This is a genomic window from Psychrobacter sp. JCM 18900 (assembly GCF_904846625.1).
GTDB lineage: Bacteria > Pseudomonadota > Gammaproteobacteria > Pseudomonadales > Moraxellaceae > Psychrobacter.
This window is the reverse complement of sequence record NZ_CAJHBL010000005.1, coordinates 120852-135172: the sequence shown is the minus strand read 5'-3', so window position 1 is coordinate 135172 and position 14321 is coordinate 120852. Positions and strand designations below refer to the sequence as shown.

Annotated in this window: 6 protein-coding genes; 3 read left to right on the top strand and 3 right to left on the bottom strand. The window is 42.0% G+C overall.

Annotated features, from left to right (window positions below; genetic code table 11):
- Window positions 1-44 precede the first annotated feature (44 nt).
- Window positions 45-572 (bottom strand): hypothetical protein, encoded by a 528-nt coding sequence (locus JMX96_RS10645; RefSeq protein WP_201568980.1) that lies wholly within the window; start codon window positions 570-572, stop codon window positions 45-47.
- A gap of 440 nt (window positions 573-1012) precedes the next feature.
- Between JMX96_RS10645 and JMX96_RS10640 the strand changes: the two genes are divergently transcribed.
- From JMX96_RS10640 to recD, 3 genes are all read left to right on the top strand, one after another.
- Entirely contained in the window at window positions 1013-5572 is a 4560-nt protein-coding gene (locus JMX96_RS10640) for an exodeoxyribonuclease V subunit gamma (protein WP_201568979.1), read from the top strand.
- A 248-nt stretch (window positions 5573-5820) separates the two neighbouring features.
- Window positions 5821-10344 (top strand): UvrD-helicase domain-containing protein, encoded by a 4524-nt coding sequence (locus JMX96_RS10635; protein WP_201568978.1) that lies wholly within the window; start codon window positions 5821-5823, stop codon window positions 10342-10344.
- A 74-nt stretch (window positions 10345-10418) separates the two neighbouring features.
- Window positions 10419-12629: an exodeoxyribonuclease V subunit alpha gene (gene recD / locus JMX96_RS10630; protein WP_201568977.1), complete on the top strand. Its 2211-nt coding sequence runs from the start codon at window positions 10419-10421 to the stop codon at window positions 12627-12629.
- Between the two features lie 106 nt (window positions 12630-12735).
- On the opposite strand, the gene JMX96_RS10625 is transcribed toward recD, so the two are convergent.
- On the bottom strand, window positions 12736-13299 hold the full coding sequence (locus JMX96_RS10625; RefSeq protein ID WP_057760160.1) for a hypoxanthine-guanine phosphoribosyltransferase: 564 nt from the start codon (window positions 13297-13299) through the stop codon (window positions 12736-12738).
- 102 nt (window positions 13300-13401) lie between these two features.
- Window positions 13402-14070 carry a hypothetical protein gene (locus JMX96_RS10620; protein ID WP_160021771.1) on the bottom strand — a complete coding sequence of 223 codons (669 nt, stop codon included), beginning with the start codon at window positions 14068-14070 and terminating at the stop codon, window positions 13402-13404.
- Window positions 14071-14321: the final 251 nt, after the last annotated feature.

The window sequence follows — 14321 nt, the reverse complement described above, 5'->3', positions numbered from 1 at the left end:
AGTTGATTCATAGCAAAGTTTATATATAAGGTGGTATCTAGTTTTTAAAGCTTTTGTTCTAGTACTTCATCGGTTAATTCAGCCAACATGTCTGCAAAGATATCCGTGTCTGCAGAAGGGGTAGATACTTGTTCTTCATTAACTTCACTACTTTCATCAGTATGATTATTGGTTTGGCGATTTATTAGAGAATCAGGTTGGTCGTTTAATACCTTGGCAGCAGATGTAGTAGTTTGATGCGCTGCTAACGGCGATTCACCGGTTAACAATCTGTCTTTTAACCATCTAAACCCATGTGCCTCCCACCATGCTTCAAAACGCGGCAACGTGCTACCACGTACTGCTACAGGTAGATCTAGCGTTCTCAATTTCTGCGCAAGGATAGGGTCGCTGATAGCTTGATGGATGCTCAAATAAAGTGAGCTGCTATCATCCGTATATGGTCGTCTGTTTTGCCATGATCTGTCATCGATTTTCATACGTGGCAGTTGCCACAACTCACCGCGATAATACACGACGTATAAGCGTTGTTTTGGATGGACAAAAATGGCATCAATGGGACGCAATGGCATAATATTAAGTAATCCCGTCAATAGAAAGTATTATTTAGATACAGGTTGTAAAGGCCAATTTAAAAACCGCAATGAGATTATTTCATTGTAAATAGGAATGATAGTATAAAACGACACTAAATGTCGCAAGCTTATTATAATATCGGCATCTACACTAGTAAACGATAACCATCAATGGCACACTGATAGCAAATTTGGCAAGTCAACGTTATCAATGGATATGTAGAATTTGCTACTATAGTTGTTTTTGTTTATGGCCCTCATGCTAGCAGAAATGCATCATAGTAACGACCATCAAACATGGATTGATGAGTATCGATTTTTGTTTTGTCTGGACGTTTCATAGCATTTTTGACATTGGATACAGACATCTCATCTACAAGTGAAGCCTTTTTTATTAATCCTAATACCTCACCTTTATTGCAATCAGATTATTGTCTATGTTCACTATCATTCAGTCGCACCGTACCGAAAACCTCGTTGATCAATTGCTTGTACAATACCAGTCCAAGGATCAGCCTGTTTTTGAGCCTTTTATTGTCATTGTACCGTCAATGGTATTGGGTGATTGGTTGGACAAAACTATTGCTAGCCGTGCTGGTATTAGTACCTTGGTGCGTACTAAATTCTGGGGTCAGTATCAATGGACATTGATGCAAGATGTGCTAACTCGCCATAACGCTTCTTTACTAGCGCAAAACCCTGAAGCGCAAACCTTGAATGTACCCGAAGTGGCGGTGTTGTCACCAACGGTGATGCAATGGCGATTGTTTGGGTATTTGACTTACTATCAAGAGTCGATTGTTAAAGATGAGAAGCATCCGGTTCATCCATTACTGGCATCTTTGATTGATGACCCACAGGCAATTGCTCAACAAGATAATGTACAACAGGATAATTTACAGCAAGGCAGTGTGCTAAAAGACAATGTGCGACAGGATAAGGCGCAACAAGATGCCCGTATTTGGCAGCTGGCAAGCGATTTGGCAAGAGTGTTTAACCGCTATTTGACTCACCGTGAGGATTGGTTGGCATTATGGTCGCAAAACAAGCCGTTGAGCGTAAGTGAGTTGATAGCAGATAAAGACGCCTTATCTCTGCGCTTTGATAAGTATGCGCGCGGCACACCTGAGTGGTTGGTCGAGCATTATGTTGAGCTAGAAATCGCCCAAAGATTCTTATGGTCACATTTGTTTGCTGATGTTCATTTACACCGTGTGGCACTGGAGCGTGCGTTTTGGTCGGCTTTAAAAGGTAACAAGGCGAATGAGCGCGATCAGTTGCCCAAAGTACTGCGTATATTTACCATTCAGCAACTGCCACAGACCGAGTTAGACTTTCTACAGCGCTTGTCGCAATACATGAATATCACGCTATTGCATTACAATCCATCAAAGCTGTTTTGGGCCGATATCGTTGATAAATCATGGTTACAGCGTCAGCAGATTATCAATCCTGAAAGTGTGTTTTTGCGTGATTATGGTCACAGTTTGCTATCACGTTTGGGCAAGCAGTCGCGCGATGCGTTTGCAATGCTTGCTAACTTGTCTGGTAATGAGCAGTACGACGATGCGCTAGTCGAATGGCAAGATAACTTTGATAAGGGTGTAGATAATGTGCTCGGTCATTACGATTATGAAAGCATAGATGCTGCTGATGACGCTGTCAGTACTCAAGATGCCCAAGGTAACCTGAGCTTATTAAAACGTTTGCAAAATGATGTATTGATGCTTGATGAGCAATCTACCCAGCAAGCAACAGCCGCTACAGTCTCACAAGCGGTAAGTAAGCAACTAGAGCCAAGCTTTGATGAAGCTAAGCCAGAAACGGCTTGGTATGAAGATGAAGCATTAGAAAATAAGCGCTTTGAGAAAGACCGTTTTTGGGAAATCTCTTCCCAAGATAATAGCCTAAGCATACATTCGTGTCATAGTTTGCAGCGTCAACTTGAAGTATTGCGTATTATGATTGGCCGTTGGCTAAATGAACCTATCAAATCTGGTGAGAAGAAACGCCATATCTCCGACATTGTTGTACTGCTACCTGATGTTGAACGTCATCATGCATTGATTGGGTCTATCTTCGTCAATGGTAAAGGTCAAGACGGTTTGACTTTGCCTGCTAAAGTGACTGGTGTTGTTGATGCCGACATTCGCCAGTTATGGGAAGCGATTATCGGTTTTTACAAGCTATTGGGTAGCCATAGCGCCCGTTTTGAAGCAGCTGAAGTCTTAGACTGGCTCATGTTACCGCCTTTATTTGAAAGCTTTGGACTGACTCATGAGCAAATGAGCCGTGGCTGTGATTTATTGGTAGAGGCGGGCTTTATTCGCGGTTTTGACGAGCTGCATCTTAAGCAAACTTTAGACAGTAATGATTACGACTATCGCTTTAGCTTTGCACAGGCATTAGACAGACTGACCCTAGGTCTGGTCATGCCAGAGGCTGAGTTGAGCGACTGCTTATATGCTCTAAGTGACGATGAATGGCCAAGTACAGCTTTACCAGAAATGACCTTGCCATTGCCACAAGTCAGCCTAAATGATGCGCTGATCGTTGAAGCACTTTGTCGTATTTACACGGGCTTAGTTGCGCGTCGTGATGACCATACACAAAAAATGAAAGCGGAAGATTGGCTCGATCAGATTGAGACACAAGTTATCCATCGCTACTTTGGTGATGTAGACCAAACACGTACCATGCGCGCCATTTACAACGCGATGAATGGTTTTAAATCAAGTCTGCGAGCCAATCGTCACTATAGGCAGTACGCTAGTGGTGATGTCGACAACAGAGAAGTGGAGCAGAGGCTGGCAGGTGTGGAGCAATTGCCGCTCAAGCTGAGCTTTATGCTAGACAGTATCGAAAACGAGCTTGAAAGTCAGCAGGTCAGTGCCGAGCCAACTGGGGTGATTACTTTTGGTCGGTTTGGTGCACTAAGAAACGTGCCATTTGAGCTGGTGGTGATGCTCAATATGGATCTCTCTGAGTTTCCTGGGCGTGACCGAGATAACCGCTATGATTTGATGAAAGCGACCAATGCACGCCGTGGTGACAGAGTTAGTGAAGATGATGACAACGGTGCATTTTTAGATGCGCTACTGTGCGCGCGCAGTGCATGTTGGATGTTCTACAACGGCCAAAGCTTGACGGACACCCATGAGCATCTGCCAGCCAACCCAGTGAGCGAGCTATTGCAATTCCTACAAGGCGAGGTGCAATGGCAGGTGAACTCGCTTGAGACATTACTTGAGAATATTGATCCCACCACCGAGAGCCTCAAGCGTTACTTACCTAAATTGATTAAGCAGTGGTTAGTGACTGAGCATCCTGCACTGCCTTTTCATGAGAGTCTGTTTGAGACAGAAATTGAAGGTGCTAATGTTTTTGAGCAAGCGTCTCCTGATATTGATGACAATGCTAATGCCAACGTTAATGCCAACATTACTATCAATGCTCAGGATTCCAGCCCTGTCGATATGATTGATGAGCTGGATACTTTACTAAATATAGCCATGCGCAAAACCAAACTGGCTCAGAAAAAACAGTTTCCGCCTGCACCGCTTTGGCAAGCGGTGTTTGACACATTAAAAGGTCGAGTATCTAGTGAGCATAAAGAGTTGGTGGGCTTACCTACGAAGGCGCAGTATGAGTCAATCGCTCAGGTGTTGGGTCAAGGCTTGGGTCAGCTAGGTCAAGTAGACAATCAAACCTTGTCTGCATTGGCTGAATTGTTGGGGTTCGACACAGTTGTTGATGCTCCTAGCGATGTCAGTAGCATGACAGAGGCGCTCATCCAAGAGTTATCTGATAACATATTTAACATCGGAGAGATTGATATTGAAGGGGTATTGTCTTACCAAGTGCGCCATCCTGCCAAAGCATTCTTACGATCTCAAAAGGTACATGTGGTACAAGGTGAAGAAGCACTATCACATCAAGAGCCCTTATTTTTAGACAGTTTAACTACCTATCAAATCAAAGATCATTTGATTAAACAGTTGGTTACTGATGAGAATAATAAGAGTGCAGCGGATGAAACCACTACGCCAATCCTGATGTATCAAAAAATTATGCCTGCTGGTGTCGCTCGCCAAACTACATTACCCAATCAACAGAAGAAACTGCAACAGCAATGTTTAGAGTTTAAAGAGCAGTTAATGGCTAATGGCTTTGACGAAAGCAGTATTCTCAACGAGAGTAAGGCAGATAGCAGCAGTGTATTACAGCTACTGACGCCAATTGCCGAGCATCCCGTTCAAATAGAGCTAAAAAATATACTGAGTAGCACTGACAACGAGTCAAGTAATCAGACGAATATAGAGGGTATAGAGACACTGCTTAAGCTGTTGCCAAAATCCATTAAGATAAAAGGCTCAGTACCAATATTAGCACCCATATCAGTTATTCAGGCGGGTGTACCTTATGCTCAGCAATCGCCTAAGCAATGGTTAAATATACTGCCCAATTCTGCCAGTCCTAGGCATTTACTCAAGTTTTGGTTGTCACATTTGTATTGGCAAGTGGCCAGACGTACCACTGCCGAGCAAGTGGTATTAAATGATGGCGTGAGTATTTGGCGCTTTAATAAGGCCAGCTCACAAGTTGGTAACTATAAAGATGTAATCGCATTTAAACTAAGCCCAATTGTCTATGAAGACGCAGTCATTGAGTTGATAAAATGGGCTGTTTTTGGCAAGTTAACGGGTCAAGTGCCTATTACGTTACTACCAGAATATGCACTTAATTACCTTGATAAGTATCTAAAGCCTGAAGAAGGTGACGGTAATAGCTATTGGCCAAAACGTGCCGACTTCTCAGACTGGTTAAGACCTAACTACAACTCAGACACGGTATATGATACTTGCTCTCAGCATGCTATTTGGCAATATGTACTACGTGACCAAGATGCGTTTAAGGCTTTGTCAGCAGCGTTGACTACATTAGCTCAGCCACTGTATGAGCCGATGTTTAATGCGTTAACTGACTTAGATGGTTAGCTCATTATCTAGAGCAGCCTCTAATTAATTTTTGCTATTTTGTTCTAGGGCGTGTCTTCATTTCAAAAATGGTGATAAAAATGAGATAAATTGCCGTCAAACGAGGAAAATAGTGCCGATAATATCGGGATATTAACCAGCTATTTGACGATGTTTGGCAAAATTTAGCTGTTTTTAGCCCATTTAGATAACTATCAAGTGAATTGAAGACACGCCCTAATAAATAATAATTAAAAGTATGCGCCCATATGACAGACTTTACCGACCCAACCAATACCATTGACTCGTCGACACAACCGAACTTATTCGATGAACCTTCAGATGAGCTGCCTTACTCGGCTGCTATACCTGAACGTAAAGCTGATGTCATACCGGCAGTTGACGTTGACCTAACGGGCAAGCACCTAATTGAAGCCTCAGCTGGTACTGGTAAGACTTGGACTCTGACTGGTATTGTACTGCGTCTACTGATTGAAGCGCGACGTGCACCAGAGCAGATCATTGCCACGACTTTTACTCGAGCTGCCGCTGCCGAAATGCGTCAGCGTATCCATGATCGTTTGGTAGATTTTTATCAGCTATTACAATGGGTCAATAGCCTAAGTGCTGATACTAGCAATAAAGAGAGTCTCTATCCCAATATACTGCAAGTCATGCCTGAGGGTAATAAAGACGCACAAGCAGGCAATGATTCAAGTACTGATGCAAACATTGAAACAGATATTGACGATTTAAATCAAGACCTTGCTGCTGATAAGCAAGCGGCAGCAGAGAAACGTAAACAGGCAAAGAAAGACCGTGAAGATTGGCTGGTGAATCAGGCCAAATATGTGCGCTTAGACGGTATCATGCAAGATCCTATTAACTTGCATCTCGTCAGTTATTTGCTGGATCACGTGTACAGTTACCCAATGGCGGAAGCTATCAGGCGTACCGCATTAGTACTAACCACCCTAGATAAGCTATTCGTAGGCACGCTCGATAGCTTGGCGCAAAAATGGTTGACGGAGTACAGTAGCGAGACTGGTCACCAGCAGGGCATGGGCATTATTGAAGATAGCAGTATTGAACAAGTTACCGATAGCATTGTTCATGATGAGCTGCGTCAGTTTCAGAGCCGTTTGTATTATGAGCAGCCTAAACTTTACGCGCTAATGGATCAGCAAGGTAAGCTGACTGCAGTTGGCGATCATAAGAAATACGTAACTCGCTCGCTTAATTTTATCTCTGCGCCGATTGATGAGATAAGGCATGAGAAAAGCTTTGATTTTGATGCATACGAAAAGCTAATCAATGAGTTTTCTCAGTTAGATTTAGCTGATATTCAGCCTTATTTAAATCCTGACTATAGAAAGTCTCAAGGGTTCCGTGGTGGTTCTAATTTAACCAAACAGTTTGATGCCATTATTGAGGTGCATCAAAAGATATCGCAGTATCAGCTGACCTTTAATAGCTATTTAAATGAGAGCGAAAACAAGATTCTGACATCATTGCAGGATTCTAGATATCCCGATGAAGATGGCAAAATTAAGAACTTTAATAAGAATAAAGAAAAAGAGCATCAGACGCTTTTTGAGCTAGAGAGCATTAGCAAGTTAATGGCTCTCTTAGACATGCTAGACAGTTTAAATCAGCATATATTGTTGGTCTTAGCCAATCTTAACCGTCATATTGTGCTGGCTGTACGTAGTAGGCTGCCAGTCATTTTGGAAGAGCGCGGCGAGACGACTTTTAGTCTACAAATGGTACGCTTAAACCAAGCGCTAACTGGTCGCCAAGGGGATAAGCTGGCGCGTTATATTCGTCATCATTACCCAGTGGCGTTGATTGATGAGTCGCAAGATATCAATGGCGAGCAAGCCACTATGATTGAAAGCATTTATTTGCCAAAGAATAAGCGTAAACAGTCAGATAATGATAAGCCGTCAACTACTAGGAAGGCCAATCATGAGTTTCTGCTATTGGTTGGTGATCCCAAACAGGCTATTTATGGGTTTCGTGGCGGTGATGTGGCCAACTATAACTACATGAAAGCCCAGTTTGATAAAAGTGCGCTTTGGACGCTTGATATCAATCGCCGTTCTAATGCCGGTGTGATTAACGCATTGAATTGCTGGTTTGGTATGGCGAGTGCAACAACTGCTGAGAATAAGCTGTCGCAGCTGGGTGCTGGGATTCATTACCAACATATCAAAGCAGCAAAACCAGAATATCAGCTATCTTGGTTTAATGAGTCAAATAGTTTAGATGATGTACTGGTGACAGAGGTGCTTTCTGCTCAGCCAGTGAGCTTATTACACCTGCCTTATGACAAGGACAAAGAGTTTGATTATGATGAGCATGAAATCACAGCTCGCCATATAGCCACTTTGCTCAGTAGTGGTCAGACGCTCAAAGGTAAGCTGATTCAGCCCAGTGATATTGGGGTGCTGGCACGTGCCAAAAAAGATCTGAAAAGGGTCGAAGATGAGCTGGTGAAACTTAATGTGCCGACTTTGACTACTAGTGATGTCAGTATCTTTGAGACGACTATGGCAGAAGATGTGGCCGCATTGTTGAGTGCCATGCTATACCCATATCGTCATGACATGATTAATCGGGTATTGACCAGCCACCTATATGGACTGAGTATCAAAAACATCAAAGCCATGATGACGGATCATGAGTCAGGTATTACCGAGGGTAGCAGTACACCAAGCGCCCATTCAAATAAGTCTAATTCGAAAGACCTCCCAGCCAATGAAGCTACTGATATTAAAAAGAGCTATCAAGACTTTATTACCTATCTAAAAGAAGGGGCACAGCGTTGGCAGCACTTTGGCATCTTATCGGCGCTACATTATTTATTAGATAAAAGCCCTGTGCAGCCGCAAGGCGTTTGGCAAGCCCTAGCTGCTCATCCAGAAGGCGATCGCCATATCATGGACTTGCGTCATGTGATGGATATCTTGGCGCAGTATGGTTTAGGAATGGGTGAGTATGAGTTGTTGGCGTGGTTCAGACAGCAGATAGATACAGCACCCAACAGTGATTGGGCTAAGCAATATCCGCTACCGACAGAATCTGGCGTGCAACTGATGACCATTCATAAGTCAAAAGGGCTTGAGTTCCCTATTGTCTATGTATTGGGAATGGGTGATGCCAGTAGGAAGTCTGGCAATAAGGAAGACTATGGGCTGTATTTATATAACGCGCAACAAGCGCCCTCAGTGTTAATACAGCAGACGACAGATAATCAATCGGGTAATCAGCGCCGCTTCTCACCATTGAAAGGCTCTGCCACGGATGAGGGTTACTATACGGATATCGAGACACAAGAAGGTTTTGATGAGATAAGACGGCTTGGCTATGTGGCATTTACTCGAGCCAGTGAGCAGCTTTATGTTGTGCTACGAGATCCGAGTAACAAAACAGGGTTTGAGCTAAAGCCAGTGTTTTATTGGTTTGAATCGCCAGAAGCAAAGTTCGAGCTACCTGACAGGCTCAAAGGTATTGTAGGCATGCTTAGAGGTCATAAAGTTAATGAGTTCTATGACAATAATTACGCAAACAACAATGCTAACTCAGCAGGTATAAATGACAGTGTTCAGATGGCTGCTACCAAGTCAAATGCTCATAAGCCTACGACAGAGGCTATTGAGTACGCGCCATTTGCTGAGGTGATGAAAACCAATTATTTTTACGGTTGGGCTAAGACCAGCTTTACCGCTTTGGCGCGGCAGCTAGATGAATCTACACAAGCAATGGCGATAGTGGATGAGCGTATTGATGATGCGATAGACATTGATATGACAGAGTCTTCTGTTTCAGACCTCTCTTCACTGAATAGTAAAGAGTCTCTCGAACAAGACAGTGAGCTAAGCCTCAAGTCAGAAGATGATATCCGTTTTACCTTTGTGAAAGGTGCCAATGCTGGTACATTTTTGCATGAGATATTTGAACAAATAGACTTTAACAATAAAGCCCAGTGGCCTCAGGTTATTGATAGAGCGATTAGTAGCTATCAGTTGCCGCTGATATATAGCAGTGCGGAACAGCAGAGCCGCAGATCACAAGGCAAAAAACAAAGAAATAGTGATGGGTTTGATCTTGAGTCAATAGATACAACCAAGCATGAGGCATTAGTTAATTGGATTGAAGAGGTGCTGCATGCGCCACTGTTGGCTTCCAATCAACCCTTGATTGCTCTTGATAAAGGTAAGCGATTTGCCGAGTTAGAGTTCAACATGGGATTGTCAGAGAATTTTAAAGCACAGGATATTAGTAAGCTTTTCCAACAGTATTTACCTGACGAGACCGATAAACACGTCACTCTAGTGCCACAAAACAAAGCAAATTTGTATCGTTATTTGCGTGGTGAGATTGACTTGGTGTATGAGCATGCTGGCAAGTATTATGTGGTCGATTATAAGAGTAACTTTCTAGGAAATAGCCTAAGCGATTACAATGAAGATACCCTCAAGAAAGCAATGTCTAAAGCGGGATACTGGCTACAAGCAGCAATCTATCAGGTAGCATTGCATCGGTTCCTTGCTATGAGAATCGGTGATTATACGGGTAACGAAGATAAATATTTAGGCGCTGTAGAGTACGTATTTTTACGCGGTGTGTATGACCCGAATGCTCAGGCAACTACTATGCCTACATCGCAAGATGTGGTTCAGTCTAATCACGATAACTTGAGCGATAAAAGTTGTTATGGACTGGTTACTTGGGATATTCCCATTGCATTCATTAAAGGTCTAGATGCCTTGTTTGGCCTGCCGGATTAATAAACCTTATATAGCAATTAGATAGATAAAAATTGTTATAGCAGTTAATCAGATTAAAAAGAGATAAATATACGATGAGTCATAATAACAATAAGAGCAAGTCAGCCATTAGCTTACAAGAGAGCTGGGCCAGTAACATCAGCGATTATATTTTGCTGCGCCGTCAGCAAACACATGTAGCATATGACGCAACAGATGCAAAGACAAACGATGAAAATAGAAGAATCGGCAAGTCAAAAGATAGCGATTTATTTACGGCTCTATTCGTTATTTTAGCGGCTCATTTGGAAGAAGGGCATACTGTATTAACTGTCGATACAGCCGATCATGAAACGCCGCTACAAGGGCAAATTAATGGTGAGTTGGTCAAACTATATGCATGGCAGCAGAACTTACTAGAGATACTGGCAACACCAATTTTTGCGCTGATTGATACTCAGATAAAAACGCAACCAAACACGCAACTAGACGATGACACTATAACGGAGACATCGCTATTTGTATTACTAGATACTTTGTTTGGTCAGCGAGATTACCTGTGGGCGCAGCTAGCACTGAGTAATCATGAAAAAGAGACGTTGATCAAACGTTTTGATGCGATAACTACGTTATACCAGCGCTTTAAAAATAGCGACTTAAATACTTTCGTTCATTCAATCCATGAGCATGCTTTATTTGCTAATGTTAATGCGGACACTAATTGTAACAACAATCAAAATAGCCTAAGCAAGAATAATCAGCCAATTATTTATAACATAACTAAGAATAAAGAGACCCAAGGTTCGAAAATCACATTTTGGCTACACCGCACATGGCAAGCAGAATTTAACTTAGCACAGCATATCAATCATATTTTGAATCAGCAGATAGTGCCTTTGGACATTACCATGCCTGAGAACTTAAATGACCAACAGATAGCCGCTATCAATGTGGCGAACAATAATGCATTTAGTATCATTACTGGTGGCCCAGGGACAGGTAAAACCTACACCGTTGCTCAGTTAGTTATCGCGTTACAACAGGCGACAAAGAGTAGGGGAGATGAGTCTGAACATATTAGGTTTAGTACAGACAGTGCTAGCCTAGCATTAGCAGCACCAACGGGTAAGGCAGCCCAACGTATGCAAGAATCTCTACAGGCGGCTTTAGATGACGCAAATGTAGAGTTGCAGTTGCAAGAGGCAAAAACCATCCATCGTCTACTAGGTATCGGTCGAACGGGTAGACCGCGCTACGATGCCAACAACCCACTCGGTGAAGATATTATCATCGTTGATGAGGCATCTATGCTCGGAGTCGAGTTGGCCAATTACCTTGTGAGCGCGGTAAAGCCAGGTGCTAGGCTGATATTATTAGGCGATGCTAATCAGTTAGCAGCCGTCGATGCAGGAGCAGTATTGGGTGATCTATGCCGTATTCCACTATTGCAACCCATACACGCAGAGCTAACAGAGAGCCGCCGATTTAGCGCCGAGTCAGGTATCGGTAAACTGGCCACTCAAATCAATAAAGCAGAGACAAATCTTCAAGCTATTTGGCAATTATTAAGGCAAGACGCTGCTTTGAGTTTTCAATATGTTAATACGTTACAAGCAGAGTCCGTATCAAATAACAAGATAGAAAATAGCCTAAGCAAGAATAAAATTATTTCAAGAATCTCCAGTAATTACCAATCATACATAAATAAAGTTAAAAATATACTAAAGAATCCGATAGAAAAATCCGTGCCAGAATCAGTTAAAAATACTACCACTTCGTTAATGGAAGTATTTAATCAATTTAGAATCTTAACTGCTGGCCATAATGGTGAATGGGGCGACCACTATATCAATAACTACCTCACTCAATGGCATCTTGCTGAGTTGAAGTTACCATTGGGTCAAAACACGTGGTTCCATGGACGTCCTGTTATGGTGCTACAAAATAACTATGAGCTTGGATTATTTAATGGGGATATTGGTTTCTGCTTACAAACATCAGATGAAAGGAGCCAATTAGAGGTATTCTTTGAAAATAAGACACAAGGGATAGCTGTTAATTTGCTAAATGAAGAGGTGATAGCCACGGCATATGCAATGACTATTCATAAGTCACAAGGATCCGAATTTGATCATGTTGCTATTACTTTCGATAACAGCCATGCAAGATTGCTGAGCAAAGAGCTTATCTATACGGCAGTGACTCGTGCTAAGAAGCAGGTAACGATATATAGTACCAAACACGCTTTAGAAAAAGCGGTTCAAACACCAACTGAACGCCATACTGGTTTGGCATTACAGTTTTAACGATTCATTCAAGTTGTTATCGGCGCAATAAGTCAGTGCAATAAAAAAGCATCCAATTTGGATGCTTTTTTAGGATTTAACTATTTTAATCAATTAAGTCTAAGAATTAAACTTTGTCTTCTTTGATTGCATAGATACCTGGCAGGTGACGCAAGTAACCATGGAAATCCATACCACAACCGTAAACATAACGATCTGCAACATCAATACCCACAAAATCTACGTCAAAATCTGCAACTTTGCGATCATGTTGCTTATTAAGCAAGACACAAGACTCAAGTGATAAAGGCTTTTCTTTACTTAGTTCTTCAACAACTGCTTTTAGGGTAATACCTTCGTCAAAGATGTCGTCAATTAACAATACGTGCTCACCTTCGATACTAACATCAGGCTTGAATTTCCAATCAAGCTCATTAGTACCTTCGTTATCACGATAACGGGTCGCATGGATATAATGCATACGATGGTAGAACGTAAGGTGTGTCAGTAGTTGACCAGCTGGAATCAATCCGCCGTTCATCACGACCATAACAATTGGGTTTAGACCAGCATAATGTAGATTGAGCTGAGCGGCCAAACGCTCATAAGCAGCAGCTACTTCGATACTGCTGATAAGGCACTCTGAGTTGCGTAAGGTTTTTTCAATTTCTTGGTTACTGATTTGGGTCATCGGGTGCGCCTTTGGTAAAAAGTGCCGCTTATTTTAGCAAATTTTAGTGAATTTGCCCAACGTCATATGACTTTTGGGACAAAATTAATCCAACTTTTGGGGTTATTCTGGCTTTTCTATAATAAATGGACGGTAATAATTGGCCAATCTATTCAATGAGTCATTTGGTAGGTCAGGTAATAGCTTATTAAGTGCCATACTCATGCCTTTATCAATTGCCGATTTGGCAACTGGAACTGACTTACGTTTGATCATACCTAGCTTTAATGTCTCAGCATAACGACTGATGAAGTGGGTCAATGTTTCTTCGTTCATGGTTTCAAGTGCCGTTTTAAATTTGGCTCTATCTACATGCTCAGGCGTGATAGCAGCAAACCCTTCAGTGATGGTATTCGCATCTTTTTCTGACAGTTTAAAGCCCACACGTTTAATGCCTTCATTATCAATAAAGGTTGCGTGATCTCTTAGAAAATGAAAGCTTGGTAACACGTCTTTGTTGTTTTCTTTACCCAGTAAGATATTAAGCAAAGTATCTGTTGCGCGTTCAATCGTTCCAACAATTTTACGCATAGAGGCTTGGCGCTCAGGGTTAGGAATAATATCTACCAAACCAACCAATAAATTATCAGTAAGATCGCGCGCTGTCTGATGCGTAAGAGCATCGCGATAAGGGTAGTACTCTACATTCTCATTTGAAGCAACGACTTGTTCGGCCTCACTGATTAAAGCTTTTAGTTTATCTGAGGGTACGAATCCAAAATAATGTGCCATTGCGCTTCCTTTATTTGTTGTTTTTTATGTCTTACTTGCGTTACATTGATCACCAAATCGGTTATTATTTAAACAAAGTTTCAGTCTCAGGCTCATCACACCAAATGCTGATTAGTGACATGCCCTAGTTATAAGATAAATGACTTTGTTGATTGGTAATAATTTTGCAAATTGCTAGAATTTACCTAAACGATAGATGAGCTGAGTCACTCATCGCACACTAATTTAGCATATTTTTCATATTTTAATTC

What these genes read in the sequence shown, in the direction of transcription:
- JMX96_RS10645 (WP_201568980.1), bottom strand. Translation starts at nt 572, where the DNA reads ATGCCATTGCGTCCCATTGATGCCATTTTTGTCCATCCAAAACAACGC.
- JMX96_RS10640 (WP_201568979.1), top strand. Translation starts at nt 1,013, where the DNA reads ATGTTCACTATCATTCAGTCGCACCGTACCGAAAACCTCGTTGATCAA.
- JMX96_RS10635 (WP_201568978.1), top strand. Translation starts at nt 5,821, where the DNA reads ATGACAGACTTTACCGACCCAACCAATACCATTGACTCGTCGACACAA.
- recD (WP_201568977.1), top strand. Translation starts at nt 10,419, where the DNA reads ATGAGTCATAATAACAATAAGAGCAAGTCAGCCATTAGCTTACAAGAG.
- JMX96_RS10625 (WP_057760160.1), bottom strand. Translation starts at nt 13,299, where the DNA reads ATGACCCAAATCAGTAACCAAGAAATTGAAAAAACCTTACGCAACTCA.
- JMX96_RS10620 (WP_160021771.1), bottom strand. Translation starts at nt 14,070, where the DNA reads ATGGCACATTATTTTGGATTCGTACCCTCAGATAAACTAAAAGCTTTA.